Source organism: Kordia periserrulae, from assembly GCF_003054265.1.
In the GTDB taxonomy this organism is placed as follows: domain Bacteria; phylum Bacteroidota; class Bacteroidia; order Flavobacteriales; family Flavobacteriaceae; genus Kordia; species Kordia periserrulae.
Genome location: NZ_QBKT01000012.1, coordinates 81,617 through 100,714, shown reverse-complemented (window position 1 = coordinate 100,714; position 19,098 = coordinate 81,617). Strand labels below are relative to the sequence as shown.

Annotated in this window: 19 protein-coding genes; 10 read left to right on the top strand and 9 right to left on the bottom strand. The window is 36.3% G+C overall.

Features of this window, described 5'->3' with window-relative positions; all coding sequences use genetic code 11:
- Nucleotides 1-47 precede the first annotated feature (47 nt).
- Nucleotides 48-1,328 (bottom strand): FAD-dependent oxidoreductase, encoded by a 1,281-nt coding sequence (locus C8N46_RS18870; RefSeq protein WP_108116703.1) that lies wholly within the window; start codon nt 1,326-1,328, stop codon nt 48-50.
- Between the two features lie 151 nt (nt 1,329-1,479).
- Here C8N46_RS18870 and C8N46_RS18865 point away from each other — a divergent pair, with 151 nt between their 5' ends.
- The gene (locus C8N46_RS18865; RefSeq protein WP_108116665.1) at nt 1,480-2,679 is read left to right on the top strand and encodes a GAF domain-containing sensor histidine kinase; all 1,200 of its coding nucleotides are present in this window, start codon (nt 1,480-1,482) and stop codon (nt 2,677-2,679) included.
- Here the strand turns inward: C8N46_RS18865 and C8N46_RS18860 are convergent, their stop codons facing one another.
- On the bottom strand, nt 2,680-3,069 hold the full coding sequence (locus tag C8N46_RS18860) for a DUF4345 domain-containing protein (RefSeq protein WP_108116664.1): 390 nt from the start codon (nt 3,067-3,069) through the stop codon (nt 2,680-2,682).
- A 192-nt stretch (nt 3,070-3,261) separates the two neighbouring features.
- Here C8N46_RS18860 and C8N46_RS18855 point away from each other — a divergent pair, with 192 nt between their 5' ends.
- The gene (locus tag C8N46_RS18855) at nt 3,262-4,227 is read left to right on the top strand and encodes a methyltransferase domain-containing protein (protein ID WP_108116663.1); all 966 of its coding nucleotides are present in this window, start codon (nt 3,262-3,264) and stop codon (nt 4,225-4,227) included.
- Between the two features lie 27 nt (nt 4,228-4,254).
- Here C8N46_RS18855 and C8N46_RS18850 read toward each other — a convergent pair whose 3' ends face one another.
- Nucleotides 4,255-5,079: a hypothetical protein gene (locus C8N46_RS18850; RefSeq protein ID WP_108116662.1), complete on the bottom strand. Its 825-nt coding sequence runs from the start codon at nt 5,077-5,079 to the stop codon at nt 4,255-4,257.
- A 407-nt stretch (nt 5,080-5,486) separates the two neighbouring features.
- On the opposite strand from C8N46_RS18850, the gene C8N46_RS18845 reads away from it, so the two are divergent.
- The 7 genes from C8N46_RS18845 (at nt 5,487) to C8N46_RS18815 (ending at nt 13,639) form a co-directional block, all read left to right on the top strand.
- The gene (locus tag C8N46_RS18845; RefSeq protein WP_108116661.1) at nt 5,487-6,179 is read left to right on the top strand and encodes a hypothetical protein; all 693 of its coding nucleotides are present in this window, start codon (nt 5,487-5,489) and stop codon (nt 6,177-6,179) included.
- A 26-nt stretch (nt 6,180-6,205) separates the two neighbouring features.
- The gene (locus C8N46_RS18840) at nt 6,206-8,317 is read left to right on the top strand and encodes an MORN motif precursor (protein ID WP_108116702.1); all 2,112 of its coding nucleotides are present in this window, start codon (nt 6,206-6,208) and stop codon (nt 8,315-8,317) included.
- Nucleotides 8,318-8,335: 18 nt separating this feature from the next.
- Nucleotides 8,336-8,971, top strand: coding sequence for a hypothetical protein (locus C8N46_RS18835; protein ID WP_108116660.1), 636 nt, complete (start codon nt 8,336-8,338; stop codon nt 8,969-8,971).
- Nucleotides 8,972-9,058: 87 nt separating this feature from the next.
- Nucleotides 9,059-10,162, top strand: coding sequence for a hypothetical protein (locus C8N46_RS18830; protein ID WP_108116659.1), 1,104 nt, complete (start codon nt 9,059-9,061; stop codon nt 10,160-10,162).
- 13 nt (nt 10,163-10,175) lie between these two features.
- Nucleotides 10,176-10,721 (top strand): hypothetical protein, encoded by a 546-nt coding sequence (locus C8N46_RS18825; RefSeq protein ID WP_108116658.1) that lies wholly within the window; start codon nt 10,176-10,178, stop codon nt 10,719-10,721.
- 309 nt (nt 10,722-11,030) lie between these two features.
- Entirely contained in the window at nt 11,031-12,845 is a 1,815-nt protein-coding gene (locus C8N46_RS18820; protein ID WP_108116657.1) for a tetratricopeptide repeat-containing sensor histidine kinase, read from the top strand.
- Between the two features lie 140 nt (nt 12,846-12,985).
- Nucleotides 12,986-13,639: a response regulator transcription factor gene (locus C8N46_RS18815; RefSeq protein ID WP_108116656.1), complete on the top strand. Its 654-nt coding sequence runs from the start codon at nt 12,986-12,988 to the stop codon at nt 13,637-13,639.
- Nucleotides 13,640-13,707: 68 nt separating this feature from the next.
- Here C8N46_RS18815 and C8N46_RS18810 read toward each other — a convergent pair whose 3' ends face one another.
- Entirely contained in the window at nt 13,708-14,121 is a 414-nt protein-coding gene (locus C8N46_RS18810; protein WP_108116655.1) for a DUF6691 family protein, read from the bottom strand.
- Nucleotides 14,122-14,125: 4 nt separating this feature from the next.
- On the bottom strand, nt 14,126-14,683 hold the full coding sequence (locus C8N46_RS18805; protein ID WP_108116654.1) for a YeeE/YedE family protein: 558 nt from the start codon (nt 14,681-14,683) through the stop codon (nt 14,126-14,128).
- A 129-nt stretch (nt 14,684-14,812) separates the two neighbouring features.
- Between C8N46_RS18805 and C8N46_RS18800 the strand changes: the two genes are divergently transcribed.
- Complete coding sequence (locus tag C8N46_RS18800) at nt 14,813-15,415, top strand: class I SAM-dependent methyltransferase (protein WP_108116653.1); 603 nt, start codon at nt 14,813-14,815, stop codon at nt 15,413-15,415.
- On the opposite strand, the gene C8N46_RS18795 is transcribed toward C8N46_RS18800, so the two are convergent.
- The 4 genes from C8N46_RS18795 to C8N46_RS18780 form a co-directional block, all read right to left on the bottom strand.
- Complete coding sequence (locus C8N46_RS18795; protein WP_108116652.1) at nt 15,412-15,756, bottom strand: rhodanese-like domain-containing protein; 345 nt, start codon at nt 15,754-15,756, stop codon at nt 15,412-15,414. The genes C8N46_RS18800 and C8N46_RS18795 overlap by 4 nt on opposite strands.
- 177 nt (nt 15,757-15,933) lie before the next feature.
- A complete protein-coding gene (locus C8N46_RS18790) occupies nt 15,934-17,340 on the bottom strand; it encodes an MBL fold metallo-hydrolase (RefSeq protein WP_108116651.1) in 1,407 nt (468 codons plus the stop codon).
- Nucleotides 17,341-17,464: 124 nt separating this feature from the next.
- Nucleotides 17,465-18,262: a sulfite exporter TauE/SafE family protein gene (locus tag C8N46_RS18785; protein ID WP_108116650.1), complete on the bottom strand. Its 798-nt coding sequence runs from the start codon at nt 18,260-18,262 to the stop codon at nt 17,465-17,467.
- Between the two features lie 72 nt (nt 18,263-18,334).
- Nucleotides 18,335-18,970, bottom strand: coding sequence for a Crp/Fnr family transcriptional regulator (locus C8N46_RS18780; RefSeq protein WP_108116649.1), 636 nt, complete (start codon nt 18,968-18,970; stop codon nt 18,335-18,337).
- Nucleotides 18,971-19,098 lie beyond the last annotated feature (128 nt).

Sequence of the window (19,098 nt, the reverse complement as noted above, 5' to 3'; positions counted from 1 at the left end):
CTGAAAACTGAAAACTGAATACTGAATACTGAATACTGAGATACTCTTTACGTATATTCAGATTTTAAATGCTCAGGATTTACAACACTTCCCAATGCTTCAATCACACCCAAAGCAGCAGCTTCTCCCGATAACATAGCAGCATTCAGCGAACCGTTTAGTTGCACATCGCCAGCTAAAAATACCTGAGTTGTCAATCGCGTTTCGGATGGAGACATGCTGTATTGCAGTTGCTGTAAATTTGGCAATGCTTTCGGAATGGCATATTTTTTCAAAAACGTACAATCCATAATGCCGCAGTAGTGTTGCAGTTCTTCTTGTACTTTTTGAATTAAAAATGCCTCTGACAAATTGTGCGGTTTTACAATCGTTACGGACAACAATTCCTTAGCACCTGTAGATGCTGTTGGTAAACTGTTGTGAAAAAAGATATTATTAATCAAAAGTGTGTTGTCAGCAGCCAAACCAATCAATGGTTTTGAAATAGTTCGCTTTGAAGTCTCAAAAAATAAGGTTTCGCAGGATTTCCAAGCAATTTCTTGCGATTTTAAATTGGAAATTAAGGAACTCGCTTCTGTAGCAACAATCGTAAAATGGCTTTTTAAAATTGTTCCATTTTCAAGAGTGATTTTTCCATCTTCTACAGCTTTAACACGCGTATTGAAGTGAAATTTTGTGTGTTGTAATTTTGATGCCAATTGCTTTGGAATGGCTTCAATCCCTGCTTTTGGTAACGCAGCATGACCGTCGCCGAACATTTTATACACAAACTCAAACATACGATTGGACGTTGCTAAATTTGGCTCGAGAAAAATTCCACTAAAAAATGGTTTGAAAAACTTCGAAATCATTTCTTCAGAAAAACCAAGTTTTTGCAAATGTGCCAACGTAGTCGTTTCTGGCTGACTGAAAATTTCGTCCAACGATTTCTTCTTTAAGTGTTTGTTCAATTTTAGTACTTTCAGTTTATCTGAAAAATTTCCAATTCCTGAAAAAAGCGTAGGAAAGAACAATGACAAATTGCGCAACGGATCACCGATGGTTTTTTGTGTTCCTTCTGTGAAAATAGCTGCGCCAGGCAAGAATTTTTGAAGTGAAAGCGCGTCATAATCTAAATATTTTTTAGCGGCAGGATAGGAAGTAAGCAACACTTGAAATCCGTGGTCTAGCTGATAACCGTTTACGATATCTGTTTTAACACGTCCGCCAACACGCTCAGTAGCTTCAATAATTTCTGGATGATAACCGTTATCTTCTAAAACTTTTGCGGCAATAAGTCCGCTAATTCCTGCTCCGACAATATAAATTTTGTACGCTTCTTTTTCCATGAAAATGTTTATAAAATCACTGTAAAAATACGACAAAACGACTACAAACGCTATTTCAGCCATAATTAATAAATTTCACATTTTTTTAAAAAAACTTTCCACGAAGGTTATTTATAATTGTTGTATCTTGATTAAAAGTTATTCATACTAAATGATTTCCCCTAAATTCCCCAAAAACGAAAAGGAACGGCAAGCCGCTGTTGATAAATACAATCTCTTAGATACATTTCCTGAAGAAAGTTATGACAACATTACGGCGTTGATTAGTCATATTTGTGAAGCGCCAATTTCCTTAATTACATTGCTAGATCGCGATCGAAATTTTTTAAAATCACATCGCGGTGTACCGTTTAACGAATCGCCGCGAAGCATTTCTTTCTGTGGTCATGCTATCACTTCTGGTGAAGAACTAATGATGGTTCCTGATGCGCGTAAAGATGAACGTTTTCATGATAATCCGCTAGTTATAGAAAACAAAGCTATTTTTTATGCAGGTGTTCCGCTAGTGGATGCTGACGGTTTTAAATTGGGAACGTTATGTGTGTACGATACAAAACCGAGAATTTTAACAGAAGTACAAAAAACTGCTTTAAAAACGATGGCAAAACAGGTGATTCGCCTTTTTGAAGAACGGTACAAAAATCAGCAATTGGAAAAGTTGCAAAAAAAGCTACAAAATCGAAATTATGAATTGGAGCGTTTTGCGGGAGTTGTATCGCACGATTTAAAATCACCTTTAGCACAAATACAAATGCTCATTCAATTAATTGAAACCGAGAACAAAGGGAAACTTTCTGAGGAAACGTTGCAATATTTAGAATATATAAAATCTTCTTCCGATTCACTTAGAGCTTATATTGACGGAATGTTAAAATTCTACAAAGCAGAATCTGTAATAGCGCATGCAAAAGAACGCTATACGATTTCTGAACTGCAAAAAGACATTAAAAGCCTTCTGAATTTTAACGATACAGTTCAAATGATATTTGAGCACACGCTCGAATCTTTATATATAAATAAAGCGGGATTGGTACAAGTGCTTTTAAATCTTATATCGAATGCTATCAAATACAATGACAAGCCAATTTCCAACATCAACATACTTGTGGAAGAGACTGAAAACGAATATCAATTTGTAGTAATGGACAACGGTCCAGGAATTTCAAAAGTAGATCAGGCGTCTATTTTTGACTTATTTGTTACTGCACAAAAAACAGACAAACACGGAAATGTAGGAACAGGAATTGGTTTGGCAACAGTAAAAAAAGTAGTTGTCAATTTAGGAGGAACTATCAACGTAGTTTCGGAAATTGGAAAAGGAAGCAAATTTATATTTACGCTTTCAAAATAGTTATTCTTTCGCGTAGACTTTTAAATTATAACAACCCCAAACTACAAATAAGATTTCCAACACAGTGCCTACAGTAAACGCGGTAGAAGGAATGCCGTCAACAATAATGCTCAGCAAACGTCCTGCTGCCAATCCGCCCATAAAAAAGATGACAGAATAGGTAGCACTGCGCCAATGTTTTTGAAAAAGGACACTATAACCCCAATAAATTCCCAACGCAAAATAACAACCCATCATGGCTCTAAATACATGATTGAGGTCGGTACTTTCTACACTAAAATCAAAAAATAATGGTAAAAATGTATTTGGATGGAGTCCATACGTAACACCAACCACTAAAATGGCAGCAGTTGATAGTGATAAATGCAGATTTTTATGTACTTCTTTCAAAACAAGAAATAGTTTTTAGTAATTTCGGTTTCTGTTACTATAGTAGCATTTGTAATTTTCCTACAAGTGTTATAAGTATGTTAAAATTAGTTAAAAAAATTAACATAAAACTCCATTTTTTGGAAAAAAAAGCTTTTTTGTTTACTTAAATATCAAAAATACTGAACAAAAAAAGGTTAAAAGTCGTGTTGTATGCATTGGAAAATTAAAGCGAGTTTGCAAAAAATATTGCATTTCACCAACATTGGTGACCGACTCAATCATATTCCTGCGACACTTGTGAAAGATTATCATAAAAATGTTTGTTTGTATCAGTTTTACGAATGTATTCGGAAGTTTGAAGCCTCTGAAATAAAGTTCAATCCAGATTATAAAAAAGCTGCGTTAGAAATTGGAACAGGCTATTCATTGATTGCGCCTGTTGTATTGTATTTGTTGGGTTTTGATAGTATTGTATCGGTAGATATTTCCAAAGATGTTTCTATAAAAAACTTTCAAAAGCAAGTCCGATTTTTACAAGATGATGAACTGCTTCAAACCATTGCTAAGCATAGTAAATTTGAGTTGTCAGACATATCACAAAAAGTAGCACAACTGCAATCGTTTCAAACCCTCGAACAGGTTTGCTCGTTTTGTTATATCAAATACATTCCAAAATATACCTTAGAAGCCATTGAAAACGTCACCAATTCGTTTGATTATATCTGCTCGCAAGTGGTTTTTGAACATATTCCACCCGAATTTTTAGCGCAATTATTTGCCAAAATGAAAGTTTGGTTAACCAAAGAAGGTTGTGCTGTGCATACCATCAATTTCATCGATCATTTTGCCAATCCAGGATTTTTTCAAGATAAAAACATCTCTGAATTTAACTTTTTAAAATATTCTGATAAAACGTGGCATTTTTGGGCAGGCAACGACATTGCATATACCAATCGCTTATCGTTTGTATATTATTTAGAATTGTGCAAAAAGAATGATTTACATGTTGTTGATTTTATCGGCGAAAATTACCGAGCGCATCATCCGTTGTCTGCGGAAGAAATTCATCCAGATGTCATTAAAAAATACCAACAACTTTCTACTATAGAAGAATTGTGCAAATATCAGCGCGGAACGCTTATTTTTAAAAAGGAAAAGCCAAAGCATACGCTCTGACTTTCCTTACCTACATGAATCTGAAAATTACATATTGTATTCTGTACCTTCTGTGCCAGCGCAAGGTTGAAAACCGTAGGTAGCATCAGGAGCTATCAATTGCCAGTACACGGTGTCGTTTGGTTGTAATGTTTTGGTTGCAAACGATTTACCAATGGCGCCAGAAGTTGACGGATTTGCTTTCCCATTAATGGAATAAAACCAAAAAACAAAGTCAGCATTTGGGTTTTTCGATAAATCGTAACAAGAATTGCTCAAATCAGCCGTAATTGGATACGTGCTTAGTGGAATAATTTCAGAAACGTATTCCTCTCCGCCAATAGTAACCGTTTTGTACGGCATTACAGGACTTGAAAAATAGTTAGCATTTACCGCATCGTACACTTCCTTCACTGTCGGATTCGGGTTGTTGAGCGTGACTACATACGAAGGCGTTGCCCAAGCATACGGTCCGCCATACTTTTCAACAGCAGCGTTGGTTTCACAAGTAAAATTAACAGGGCCATTGGTATTTGGCAAGTTGAAAATCATAGAAAATGTATATGTTCCTTCTGACGAATCACTTGCTTCTGTAAGATCTTGTACCATTTTGGAACCCACATGATGCAGTACATTTTGCAACAAACGCAACGAACGTCTGTACGAGCCTAAATGTCTGGAAACCGTGTATCCGTTTTTAGATTTATTACTCAAATGTGCCACGGTTCTTCGAAGAACTGCGCGTTCTGCTTTGGTAATGCCGTACTGTCCCTCGGCATCGGTAATAGGATCTATTAAGAATTTATTCAGTGCATCGTCGTCTGTCATCAACACATGAATGTAATTTAATAGCTTAGAATTGGATTGAATCATAGTTTTTTATTTTAAATATTAATAAGTGTTGAATGTAGGAATATTCTATTCGTATTTTACGAGTATTAGTACTCGATTGTGCATTCAGAGGATTGTATCTGTTTATTTCCTTATTTTACACAGCTAAACAAAATGAAATGAAGTATTATTTTTTATAGTATTGTGGTGTTGGGTATGTGTTTGATAAATAGTAAATTAGGGTTTTAAATGATAAAATGCTCGTATTTGTGCAACGTGAAGTAATATGTTTTGTATGATGAAACAATTTTATCTTAAATGCATTCTAGAGATATTTTATGAAGAAAGCGTCGTATAATGAGTACGTAAAAAAATACGCAATTCTTCGTATTTCATAAACCGTTGAAAAATAGCAATTTTGGATATAACCAAAATATCAATAAATACACGTGAAAAAACTTGGCATTATACTTTTTATAGCTGCATTCGTTACTTCTTGCACAAATTTTGGAGAAAAGAAAGTGTTTGATGGAACTGAAATTTATTACAAAGATGGCATCACTGAAGCAGAAGTTGACAAACTCGGAGAAAGCCTTGTAACATCCGGATTTACGAATGGCGAGCTAAAATCGGTTCAGTTTGTGAAAGAAGGTGACTCGTATCTTTTTAAGATGGTAATCAACCAAGAAAATCTAAACAATGAATCGCTAGAAAATGTCTTTACCTATTTCCCTAAAGAACTTTCTCAGTATATGAATTTGCCAGTTGATTTGTATTTGTGTGATAACTATTTTAACACCTTACGAGTATATAAACTCAAAGATGCTCCTAAATTAATCATGGCAAATGCTACCGAAATTCGTTACACAAACAAAGTCATGCCAGATGATGCTGAAAAACTAAAAGAGTTTTTAATTGACTATGGTTTCGCCACGCATGACGTGCGAAAAACGGTAGTGTTAGACAGAGAAAGTATGACATACATCTTTAAAATGGTCATCAATAAATACAGAATCAATGACGACGCGACAATAGGTATGGTAACACTATTCAAAAGCGAACTATCCAAAAAAGTATTTAGTAATTTGCCTGTAAAAGTGCATTTGTGCGATGATTTAATGAACACACTCAAAGTAATTTAAAAATGAATAATATCAATACATACACAATGAAGACTATAGTATTTAGCATTCTTTTTAGTTTTATCTGTCAATTGACAATAGCGCAAACCGTTGATATGAACAATGCGCCGCGAAACCCAATAGGTTTTAAGCACAAAAAAGAGCATTTCTTTTTGCGCGGCGATATTTATGCTTCCGCAGGAAAGATTTTTGACAAGCAAGGAAATTTAACCTACAACTACGGAACACGGTATTACTATGACACCAATGGCAGAATAACAGGAAACAATTACGATGATACTTTCGAATACGACGCGCAAGGAAATATCATAAAATTTCAATACAAAAGCGGAAGTACGACGAATTATCAATTCAACAACAAAAACTTGTTGGTATATGAAAAAAGTTCGTACGGCGATGAAAAAACATATACGTATGACAATCGCAATCGAATCATAAAAACAGTCATCAATAAAAAAGGGAAATTTGACCAAGAACGCATCTTTACCTACAGTAAACAAGGAGATACGCTAGTAGTAAAGATGGAATATAAATACGCCAATAATCGTGCAGGTTTTACAGGAACATCGTACTATCTCAATGGTTTTTTGGTGAAAGAAGAGGTTACTTCAGGAACATATCGCTACATCGTAGAAGTAGATGACAAAGGAAATAAAATTGATTTTTACGACGCAGACAAGCCAGATGCAAAACATTTTGAAACCGTAAATCGCTACTACAGTGATGCTAACAGACCGCAAAAAATAGAATATGGATACTATAAAATCTCAGAAAACTCTAAAAAAGCGGAAACAGTGTATGTAAACGGAAAACGTTGTACAGATATCGCTATCAGCAAAGGTGTAGCGCCAAACGAAAAAGTAGTGTACGACGGATTGACGCAAACGTACTACGCTGTTAAAAACATCATTCCAGAAAATCATACTTTGGAAACTAGAATCCCAGTTACAAATACACTTCTAAAAGGGCATCCATATCTGAACTATGTGTATGATGGGAAGTTTATCAATTATGTTCATGGCTATAACCGTGTGAAATCGCGCGATTTTTCGTTCCTAGGACCACACATGATTGATTATCGCGTAGATAAATCCTTAGGAAGAACATACATCATCCGCAATTACCAAAATATCAAAGACCAAAACATAAAGCGAATGGAATTGCTTTCTTCTGACACGCAATCCATATACTACACGCGAGAATTGGAAAAAGAAAATTTCTTTATCGTAGTCAAAGGGAAACACATCGACTACAAAAAAGCACGCTTTGAATATCTTACCAATGGTGATCCTGTTATTTTTATCGACGATAAACCAACGTATGTATTGCTAGGTTTCCGAATGGCAGGAAACAATGAAGTGCTCAAAGGAAAACTGTACGAAGGCGAATTAGACGGAAACTCAAGCAGCACAACTACAACTACAACAAATACCACAACATCAACTACAGAAAAAAAATCATCTAGCGGTTTAGACTGTATAGACGGTGACTGCAAAAATGGTTGGGGAAAGGTAAAAGTTGGAGAAATTCTCACCGAAGCAACCTTTAAAGACGCTGCAATTGAAGGTGTTGCCTACATTACATATCCAAATGGCTCGTATTATCACGGAGAATACAAAAATAACCGTCGCGATGGAACTGGTTTTTACAAATGGTCTACCGGAAATGCTTATATCGGTGAATGGAAAGATGGAAAGCAAGAAGGTTACGGATATACCATCAACAGCAATAACGAGGTAGTTTCTGCGGGAATTTTTAAAGATGGAAAGCTCGTAACCAAACTAGATACGGATTACTTGGCTGGAAAAAGTTTGCGAAAATGCGAAGGCGATTGCTCTAACGGATTTGGGAAGTTCACCTACAACAACGGAGATGTCTATTTAGGATTCTTCCAAAATGGAAGCCGAACTAAAATAGGAACCTATAAGTGGAATAACAACAGCTCGTATACAGGAACGTATACTTCCGATGGAAAACGTAATGGTTACGGACTGTACACGTACGTAGATGGTTCTGTATTCAAAGGGATGTTTGTCAACGACCGCATTGACGGACTCGGAATTATGAAGTACAAAAAATCAGGAAACAAGGTGCGCGGTGTGTTCAACAACAAAGGCTCAAAAGTCAAAGATTACTAAAATTAACATCAATATTCAATGAAAAAAATTATCACTATTGCCTTTGTGCTTAGTATATGCCTGTGTTTAGTACAATGTACAGACAAGCAAAAAAACACTCCAAAAGTTGAAGTGGAAACCTATGAAGTAACACCTGAATTTGCTGAAAAAATAGACAAGCCAGAAGTACATTTCAAAGTAGATATTCCTAAAAATTTAAAATTTACCAAACCCGAAGAAGGCAAGAAAAATTCCTCTTACGGAATGGTTCAAAAAATAGGGGAAGATGAAGTTGTAACAGAAATGTACTCGTTTGGATACATTTCACTAGACGGAATGAACCTAGAAGAAAGCGGAATATCATTCCTAAAACAAATTCGTGACATGCTCAAACGAGGTGGTTACAGTATTGAAAATGATGAAATAGGAACGTTTGAATTTGATGGAGAAGAATACATTTCATTACGAACCATAGGAACCATGAAAGAAGGAATGTCAGATGAATTCGTAGGAAACTATCTGTTCAATATTATCATCAAACCCAATCCGTATGGCAACACGCACATCATCATGCTTATGGCAGCGCGCGATGACCAAGCGGCAAAAACATACGATGACTTTAAAGACAAACTCACTGTATCAACCATTTGGAATTCGTTTACATATCTCAAATAAACCAGTTAGTCGTTGAAAGAGGTTGCTCAAAACGCTGTTTTTGGCAGCCTCTTTATTTTTAAAACGAACGAGAAACAAAACAGCATCATGAAAACAAAACTTTTTTTACTGTGTTTTTTAAATGTAGTGTTGCTTCGCGCAAATATGGCTTCGCCTGTGCAAGAAGGAACGTTGGGAACGCGTCCGTTTATCAGCGAACACGTGCACATTCAACATGAAAATTTACGGATTACGTTGGGTGAAAACTTTGAATATGCTGTTTTTGAGATTGAATATTACATCAAAGCTGAAAAAAGCGGTACACAAATTCCGTTACTCTTCTACGCATCAGAATATTACAAAGATTTTGAAGTAACCATTGATGGCAAGAAAATAACGCTGCAATCGCAAGAAGACTTTTGGGATTTGTATGGTGCTGACAAAGAAAAACTCACCAATTTTCACTATCTCTATAGCGAAGATAAAAAAGCAATTCGCCATCTGGAAAATGAATTTCAATACGGTAGAACTGACCGAATTTCTCTAAATGATTTTCTATACTTTGAAACCGATATCGCTGAAGGAATGCACAAAATCAACGTGCGTTACAAAGCGACCAATTGGCGTTACAAACACAACCGACTCAACGAAGACAGTTTTCGCTATGCATTGGCGCCAGCAAAATATTGGAAATCGTTTGGAACGCTTAATATCACGATTGATGCTAGCAAGGTAAAAGATACAATTACTACCAATTTAGGCGAAAACAATAGCAAAACCAGTAATGGAATCATCAATTTTCGATTTGAAGAAATGCCAGTTGACATCATTCGCATCACGCGCATTCCTACCTTGAGTAGTTTTGCCAAAGTCTTACTCAAGCTCGAATCGTTTTGGTTGGCAATTCTCATGATCAGTATTTTTGTGCTATTTCATGTGTGGAAAATGGTACGCTTCCGCAGAAAGCATCCTGAAAAGCGAATCTCAGTGGTCGCTATTTTTGGCGCTATTGCCATTCCGATTGCATTTCTATTCATGCTATTACTCGCTACGTTTTGGATTGATGCTGCCATCGGAAATCCGTATGCAAGCGGACGCGAAAGTTACGGCGCTTTCTTTGGTTTTATGGAATTGCCTAAATATTTAATTATATATATTGTATTTTCAATCATCATAGATTTTATCTTCAAAAAAATCTACACAAAAACATAAACGATTACAGTACATGAACAACCAAAAAATCACAGTCAAATACATTGCAAATGTACTATTTGTAGTGCTTTTTACCTGGTTTGTTCATGAATTTACACATTGGCTTACAAGCGAATTGCTAGGCTACGAAGCTGTGATGCAACTCAACGGTGTGCGACCGCAATATGGTGTGCATCCTACAGAAAATCATCAAGCTATCATCGCTATTTCGGGACCAATCATCACCGTTTTGCAAGGCATACTGTGCTATTTTTTGCTTACAAAACATTGGAACAAATACCTATATCCGCTATTATTAACAGCATTTTACATGCGATTTTTAGCTGGAGCGATGAACTTTTTAAGCCCAAATGATGAAGCACGTTTTGGACACTACTTAGGCATTGGCACGCATACACTATCAATCATTATCAGCATTTTTCTATTTATGTTGGTGTATAGCATCAGCAAAAAATACAAACTCGGATGGAAATTTCAACTATGGACAATTCTAACGATTCTAGTCATGAGTTGGTTGATTATTTTGGTTGATCAATACTTTCGATTTCAGATTTTATAAAAAACAATCTTTCAATTCTTCAATCATTTCATCTATCAATTAAAAAAATATACGCAACTCATCGTATTGGAAAATCAGCAAAAAAGTGAGAATATTGTAATATAAAGGTGAGTTCGATTTTAGAAAATACAATACTTATAGTTTAATCAAAAATCAAAACGTGTCAGTTCAAGCGCAGTCGAGAACACTAACAAAACAAAATTTTACGTAGAATCTCGACTACACTCGATTTGACATCTAATATAAGCTATTATAGTTAGTATATCACGCAACAACAAAACCAATCAAAACTTTTCTATCTTTATAAAGATGAAATTACACAGACTCATATTTTTTCTTTTACTCTCAATATTTGCAATGGCGCAAGATGCAGCTATAACGATGGAAGAGGCCAAAGTACTGTTTGAAAAATACGAGCAAAAAAGTGAAGATTTTAACCAAAAACGAGTGTTTGACTCTATGCGGGTGTATGCTGAAAAGTTAGACAAACTGCTTCCCATTCTACAAGACTCATCTTATCATTACAGAGTGGATTTAATTCACGGTTCGTTACTTACGCGCAATGTTGAATCTGACAAAGCCATGAAAGTTTTGTTGAAGGCAACCGAATTTTTCAAACTTCAAAACGATTACAAAAACTACTATCGCGGACGTTATAAAATCGGGATTTGCTATTATTACGTCAATCGCCGAGAAGACACCAAAGAAGCAATGTTAGAGGTTATTGAAAACAAACAACACGTCAGTGAAGATTTGGCAACAAGTGCTTTGGCAAACATTGCAGCAGTCAATATTGAATTGGGCATGCAGCAAAAAGACGATGAGTTGCTTCAAGATGCGGTTGCCAAACTCAGAAAAGCAATCGATATTAATAAAAAGGCAAACAATTATACAAAATTAGCGTCCAATTATAGCCTGCTCGCCGAAGCGTACAATCAACTAAAAGAGAAGGAGAAAATCCTAAAATTGCTCGATAGTGCTATTTATTACGCCAAAAAAGACAAAAACTTAGCACAAGAAGGCTTCGCTCTCATCAAAAAGGGAAATCAACTCACGGATAAAAAACAATACGCGCAAGCTGGAAAAATGTTCGACAAAGCCATTGCTACCTATAAAGAATCCAATGAAAATTCTGCGTTGTTCTATGCCTACATGGAAAAGAAACGTTTGTTAATGCTGCAAAAGAACTACGAGGCTGCTAGTAAATTGGGTGATTCTATTCACTCATTGATGATTAAAAATTTTGATAAACGATTTGCAGATGGCATTTCAGAAATGCAAACGAAATATAAAACTGCCGAAAAAGAACGTGAAATTTTAAAACAACGCGCCGATATTGCCGAAAAAGAATTATTGCTGCAAACACGCCAATATCAAATTTACGCTGTGTTAGGATTGGCGTTATTAATCTTGATTTTGGGCTATGTGTTTTACAATCAGCAGAAGCTGAAAAATGCGCAGTTAATCAAAGAAAACAAGCTCAAAGTGGCGCTGAAAGAAGTGGAAACTCAAAACAAATTGCAAGAACAACGTTTGCGAATTTCGCGCGATTTACACGATAATATTGGCGCGCAGTTGTCGTTTATCATTTCGTCCATTGACAATTTAAAATACGCTTCCAAAGACACGTCGGATGCGTTTAAAGACAAGTTAAGTTACATTAGCGAATTTACATCTGCCACAATTGATCAGTTACGCGACACGATTTGGGCAATGAATAAAGACGAAATTTCGCTGACCGATTTACAAAGCAGAACACTTGCCTTTATTGAAAAAGCAAAAGTTGCCAAACAAGAGATGAAATTTAAGTTTAACAACGAAGTGACATCAGAAGTGCAATTCACGGCGATTCAAGGAATGCATTTGTTTAGAGTGATTCAAGAAGCGGTCAATAATTCGTTAAAATATGCCAATGCCAACTTAGTAACAGTCGATTTTAAAGAAGAAAACAAGCAACTCATCATCAGCATCAAAGACGACGGTATCGGATTTGAAAAGGAAACGGTACAATTAGGAAATGGACTCTACAATATGCAAAAACGCATGGATGAAATTGATGCAGAAATTCAGGTAAATTCAAAACCGTCAGAAGGTACTGAAATTGTGGTGAAGTATGGTATTTAGAATCAGGAGTCAGGAGTCAAGATTTTAGACGAACAACGAAAAACAAACAACACTTCGAAAAGCTCAGAGTAAACAAAAAACGAAAAACAAATACCCAATACCCAAAACCTAACACCCAACACCAAAAACCAAAAAAAACAATGAAACTCAAAATTGCCATCGCGGAAGACAACCATTTTTTAGCAAAAGCTGTGATTGAAAAGTTATCGTTTTTTGATGATTTTGTGTTTAAATTTAAAGCAGCGAATGGTGCCGAAATGGTGGGGAAATTGGAAGCCAATCACAACGTAGATGTAATTTTGATGGACATTCAAATGCCTGAAATGGATGGGATTAAAGCTACGGAAATCATCAAGGAAAAATATCCGCAAATCAAAATCATCATGTTAACGGTGTTTGATGATGAAGAGAATATTTTTAGAGCGATTCAAGCAGGCGCTGATGGTTATTTGTTGAAAGAAATCAACGCAGAAAACATTCACAAATCCATTTTAGAAGTCATCAACGACGGCGCGCCAATGTCGCCAAGTATTGCGTTAAAAGCATTGAATTTGCTTCGAAATCCGTTGCAAATCACGGAAAGTGAAGAAGAAATTGAGAAAGTAAAACTCACCAAACGCGAAACGGATGTATTACTGCAATTGAGCAAAGGATTGAACTACAATGAAATCGCGGAAAATTTGTTCATCTCATCAGGAACCATTCGAAAACATATTGAAAACATTTACCGAAAACTTCAGGTTCACAACAAAATGGAAGCGGTGCAAAAGGCAAAATCGCAGAAGTTGATTTAGGTTTTGCTAGTTTTTAGTCTAACACAAAAAACCAAAAGCAAAGCGTCCTAACACCCAACACCCTTAACTTAATGCGGTAACTTATCTTTCAATAAACCATATATAAACGTTCCTGCCAATGCTGCGGCAATCACGACGAGAATTGGAGTAAATCCTGCGCCTACAAGTGTAAACATGGGTCCTGGACAAGCACCAGCCAACGCCCAACCCAATCCGAATAAAATTCCGCCGAATAAGTAGCGTTTTACTTTTTTCTCTTTTGGATAGAATTTAATAGGTTCTCCATAAAATGAACGAACTCGGAATCGCTTGATAAGAAACGTACCAATCACTCCCGTAATTACGGCTACACCAATAATTCCGTACATGTGAAACGCCTCAAATTTAAACATTTCGTAAATGCGAAACCAAGAAGCTGCTTCCGATTTAAACATGGTAATTCCGAAGACAATACCGATAAGTAGATATATAATAGTTCTCATAGTGTTAAAAAAGTAAAGGGAAAATAAAATGAATCATGATGAGTCCGCCAATAAAGAAGCCAATAACAGCAATTAACGATGGCAATTGCAAGTCGCTCAAACCAGAAATGGCGTGTCCGGAAGTACATCCGCCAGCGTAGCGTGCACCAAAACCAACTAAAAATCCGCCGATAATTAAAAGAGCAAGACTTTTGATATCCGTAAACACAGACGTATCAAACAATTCGTTTGGCAAATAAGCTTTTCCAGCACTTTCAAATCCCAACGCTTGCAAATCGGCAACTGTATTCGGATTGATGGCAACGGCTTCTTCCACCGTTAAAAACTCGTGCGCAATAAATCCGCCAATAATAGCGCCCAACACAACTACTAAGTTCCAGCGTTGTGCTTTCCAATCGAAACGAAAAAAATCTGCTTTATTGCCTGCGCCACAAATGGTGCACATGGTGCGTAGGTTTCCAGACATTCCAAAGTTTTTTCCGACCATAATTAGCAAAAACATAATCAATGCAATCATAAAGCCAGAAACATACCAAGGCCATGGTTCATATATCCAATTCATAACGTATTATTTTTTAACAAAAGAAAGAAAATCATTTGACGTTCTAAGTAACTTTGGTTACAATATTTAAAAATAGGGAAACTTTTTTTAGCATATAGGTTATCACAAACATATCGCGTATTTTTAGGCATGAAACAACAACTTTTAACGGAAATCATAGGAAATACAGATATTTATCTCATCGATCAAATTTTAAAAGGTCGCTACCAGCAAAACGATGTTGTATTGGATGCCGGTTGCGGAAGCGGTCGAAATTTGTCCTATTTTGATACAAGTGCTATTTCTTTTTGTGCGATTGATACGAATGAAGTACACATACAACAACTTCAAGAAACATATCCACAACATTCTGAGCGCATACAAGTAGCTTCATTAGAGAATATTCCGTTTTCAGAAGCCACTTTTGACCATATTATTTGCAATGCAGTATTGCATTTTGCGCAAAGCAAAACACAGTTTAAAATCATGTTTGCAGAATTGGTGCGTGTGTTGAAAAAAGGTGGAAGTCTCTTTATCCGAATGACTTCCGATATTGGCATTGAAGGCAACCCTACACCTTTACAAAACGGCGTTTATTTTTTACCAGATGGAACTGAGCGATTTCTGCTAACACGCAAATTATTAAGTGAATTGCTTAACACACATCAACTTTCCTTGTTAGAGCCTGTAAAAAGTACCAATGTGCAAGATTTGCGAAGCATGACAACCTTGGTGTTGTCAAAACAAGTTTAGCTCCACGCTTTGTAACCGCCTTCTAAATCGTATATTTTTTTAAAGCCTATTTCGAGTAATTTTTTTGCAGCGCGCTGACTTCTGTTTCCTGAGCGACAGTACAAATACATCGGTTTTTCACGGTCAAAACCTGCAAAGTTTTCATTGAAATTTGCATGGTCAAAAAAGTCGATATTTTTAGCATTTTCAATATGTCCGGCGTTGTATTCTTCAATAGTGCGTACATCTACTAACTGCACATCATCTGCGGCAATTGCTTTTTTATACGCATCAATATCTAGAATTTCAATCGCATCAGTCGCAACACTTTTTTTACTGAACAAGGAGTTTATAAATGACATAAAATTTAGGTTTAGTTTTTTCTTGCCGTAAAAATAATGGCACTAGACTTTTTGGGCAGTAACAAAAGTTACATTGGGAAGTTTTTTTAAAATAAAATATCGAGTACAGTTGATCGGTTTTTTATTACACCAAACTTTACAAACACTTTTATGTTCAACTGCACTCGATTGTATATGTTATAAGGTAGAAGGGCACACAAAATCGGATACCGGAATATTGGCTTCTTTGATGGCTTTAAATCCACCTTCTACATTGACGAGGTTATGAATGCCTCTACTTTTTAATATGGAAGCTGCAATGACGCTTCTGTAACCACCTGCACAATGCACATAAAATGGTTCTCCTTGCGGAAATTCCGCTAAGTGTGAATTGATATAATCTAACGGTGTGTTTTTTGCTTTCAACACATGTTCTGAGGCAAATTCACTTTCACGTCGCACATCAAAAACAGGAAGTGTATCGTCGTATGCTTCTTGAAAGGTTTTTGCTGAAATAGAACTCATAGTGTCATATTCTTTAGAAGCTTTTTTCCATGCGTCAAATCCGCCTTTTAAATATCCTAATGTATGGTCAAAACCGACTCTTGACAAACGTGTTACTGCTTCTTCTTCACGACCTTCAGGTGCAACGAGTAAAATAGGTTGTTGAATATCTGCAATCAACGCACCAACCCACGGCGCAAAACTACCGTCTAAACCAATAAAGATGGAACGCGGAATGTGTCCTTTCACAAATTCATTTTGATGACGAACATCTAATACGATAGCATTTGTTTCATTGGCAATGACTTCAAATTCAGTTGGAAGTAGTGGTGTAGTTCCTCTTTTTAATACTTCTGACACATCATCGTATCCTTCTTTATTGAGTTTTACGTTTTCAGGGAAGTAGTTTGGAGGCGGCAACAAACCATCGGTTACTTCTTCAATAAATTCTGCTCGCGTCATATCTTCGCGCAACGCGTAATTCATTTTCTTCTGATTGCCCAGCGTATCCATCGTTTCTTTCATCATGTTTTTTCCACAGGCAGAACCAGCTCCATGCGCAGGATATACCATGATATCATCTGCTAACGGCATGATTTTTTCGCGCAAGCTATCATACAAATGACTTGCCAAGTCTTCCACCGTAATAGAACCTGATTTTTGCGCTAAGTCAGGTCTTCCAACATCTCCTAAAAATAGTGTATCGCCACTAAACAAAGCCTGGTCTTTTCCATTTTCGTCGCGTAAAAGATAACAGGTGCTTTCCATCGTGTGTCCTGGCGTATGCAGTGCAATGATGGTGATGTTTCCTAACTTAAATTCCTGCTGGTCTTTGGCAATAATTGCGTCAAACGTCGGATTTGCGTTTGGTCCATAAATGATAGGCGCCCCCGTTTTTTGAGCTAGCGTTACGTGTCCGCTGACAAAATCGGCATGAAAATGCGTTTCAAAAATATATTTGATAGTCGCGTTTTGTTGCTTCGCTTTGTCAATATACGGTTGTACTTCGCGTAATGGATCAATAATAGCAACTTCGCCATTACTTTCTATGTAGTAAGCACCTTGTGAAAGGCAGCCTGTATATATTTGTTCTATATTCATAAGAGTATTTTTTAATTTTTTGTAAAAATACGTTGTTAAGAGTTAATTTACAGTAACTTGTGTTACAGAATTGTATTTTTAAATGGTACTTTTATGTTTTTTTGTGATGTATCTCAAATGTGCATTATTGCTTCACGAAAAATTCCATGTAAAAGATAAAAATTGCCATCACAAAGATAAAATAACCAAATCCTTTTTTGAGTTTTTTCCCGTCAATAAAATTTCCTAAATAGCTTCCAATAAAGATTCCAGCAAGAGAGATTGTGGTAAATATAGCTAAAAATTGCCAATCAATTTCCATCGTTAATGCATCGCCTAAGAAGAAGCCTAGCAACGATTTGAATGCAATAATGACTAACGAAGTTCCCACAGCAACTTTCATTTCGACATTTGCCAATAATACTAGCGCAGGAATGATTAAAAATCCACCGCCAGCACCAATCATCCCTGTAATGGCTCCTACTACCAAACCTTCTATCAAAATTAGTGGATAATTGTACGAGATATTTCCACTGTTGTCTTTTTCTTTTCGTTCTTTTAGCATCGAAAACGCCGCAGGGAACATTAGTATGGCAAATAAACCAAACATGCCCATTCTGCGAGTAAATTCGAAATCGCCAACAGTAAATAAAATATCTGGAAGTGCAGGAACTACATAATAGCGAACGAGCGTCACTCCAATGATGGCTGGAATTCCAAAAACGATGGAAGTACGCCAATCTACATAGCCTTTAAAATGTTGTTTTAATCCACCGACCAACGCGCTGGTTCCCACAATAAATAGTGAGTAAGCTGTTGCTATTTTTTCGTTGACGGAAAAAAGATATGCCAACACGGGAACTGCTAAAATAGAGCCGCCACCGCCAATAAGTCCGAGAGAAATTCCAATAATCAAGGCGCTAATATAGCCAAGTATTTCCATAGTGTTTTAAGGTATTTGTTGATGCAAAGAACCGTAATGTGTTTCAGTCTCGCAGTAACAAAAGTTACATATTTACTCTAAATCGATGATTTTGATATGATTTCTGTGCAATTCTATCGCGCCCATTTGCTCAAGCTTTTTTAAGAGTCGTGATATAACAACTCTAGAACTGTGTAAATCGTACGCAATTTCTTGATGTGTATTTTGAATGGTATTGGAATCGTTGATGCGTACTTTTTCTTTGAGATAATTGACCAATCGTTGATCCATTTTTTCAAAAGCAACACTATCTAAAATGTGCAATACTTCATTGAGACGATTGTGATAGCTTTGAAATACAAAATCGCGCCACGATTTGTATTTGGCAGTCCATTCTTCCATTTTTTGCACAGGCACCATAATGAGTTTGGTATCTTGCTCAGCAACGGCTTTTATTTCACTTTTGGTATGTCCCATACAGCAATTCATCGTCATGGAACAGGTTTCACCACTTTCCAAATAATAGAGTAGGAGTTCGTCGCCTTCTTTGTCTTCGCGCATTACTTTGATGGCACCAGAAATCAATAAAGGTACACCGCGAATATAATCGCCAATCGCCATCATGGTATATCCCGCAGGAACTTCTTTAAAAGTGCCTACTTGGGCAATTTCATTGATAAGTTCTTTTTCGAAAAGATGTCCGTAATTGTCTTTGAGTTCTTGAATCATGGAGTGTAATTTGGATGTGATTTAGCGTTTTATAAAGTACTGAAATTTTTTCACATCCAAAATTAGGGTTTTTAAAATTGTTATGGTGTAACAAAGGTTACATACAATGATTCAACTTGACTATAGAT

Coding starts and splice junctions, on each gene's coding strand:
- C8N46_RS18870 (WP_108116703.1), bottom strand. CDS start 1,328: ATGGAAAAAGAAGCGTACAAAATTTATATTGTCGGAGCAGGAATTAGC.
- C8N46_RS18810 (WP_108116655.1), bottom strand. CDS start 14,121: ATGAGAACTATTATATATCTACTTATCGGTATTGTCTTCGGAATTACC.
- C8N46_RS18800 (WP_108116653.1), top strand. CDS start 14,813: ATGAAACAACAACTTTTAACGGAAATCATAGGAAATACAGATATTTAT.
- C8N46_RS18795 (WP_108116652.1), bottom strand. CDS start 15,756: ATGTCATTTATAAACTCCTTGTTCAGTAAAAAAAGTGTTGCGACTGAT.
- C8N46_RS18780 (WP_108116649.1), bottom strand. CDS start 18,970: ATGATTCAAGAACTCAAAGACAATTACGGACATCTTTTCGAAAAAGAA.
- C8N46_RS18865 (WP_108116665.1), top strand. CDS start 1,480: ATGATTTCCCCTAAATTCCCCAAAAACGAAAAGGAACGGCAAGCCGCT.
- C8N46_RS18815 (WP_108116656.1), top strand. CDS start 12,986: ATGAAACTCAAAATTGCCATCGCGGAAGACAACCATTTTTTAGCAAAA.
- C8N46_RS18850 (WP_108116662.1), bottom strand. CDS start 5,079: ATGATTCAATCCAATTCTAAGCTATTAAATTACATTCATGTGTTGATG.
- C8N46_RS18805 (WP_108116654.1), bottom strand. CDS start 14,683: ATGAATTGGATATATGAACCATGGCCTTGGTATGTTTCTGGCTTTATG.
- C8N46_RS18855 (WP_108116663.1), top strand. CDS start 3,262: ATGCATTGGAAAATTAAAGCGAGTTTGCAAAAAATATTGCATTTCACC.
- C8N46_RS18790 (WP_108116651.1), bottom strand. CDS start 17,340: ATGAATATAGAACAAATATATACAGGCTGCCTTTCACAAGGTGCTTAC.
- C8N46_RS18785 (WP_108116650.1), bottom strand. CDS start 18,262: ATGGAAATACTTGGCTATATTAGCGCCTTGATTATTGGAATTTCTCTC.
- C8N46_RS18830 (WP_108116659.1), top strand. CDS start 9,059: ATGAAAACAAAACTTTTTTTACTGTGTTTTTTAAATGTAGTGTTGCTT.
- C8N46_RS18820 (WP_108116657.1), top strand. CDS start 11,031: ATGAAATTACACAGACTCATATTTTTTCTTTTACTCTCAATATTTGCA.
- C8N46_RS18835 (WP_108116660.1), top strand. CDS start 8,336: ATGAAAAAAATTATCACTATTGCCTTTGTGCTTAGTATATGCCTGTGT.
- C8N46_RS18825 (WP_108116658.1), top strand. CDS start 10,176: ATGAACAACCAAAAAATCACAGTCAAATACATTGCAAATGTACTATTT.
- C8N46_RS18840 (WP_108116702.1), top strand. CDS start 6,206: ATGAAGACTATAGTATTTAGCATTCTTTTTAGTTTTATCTGTCAATTG.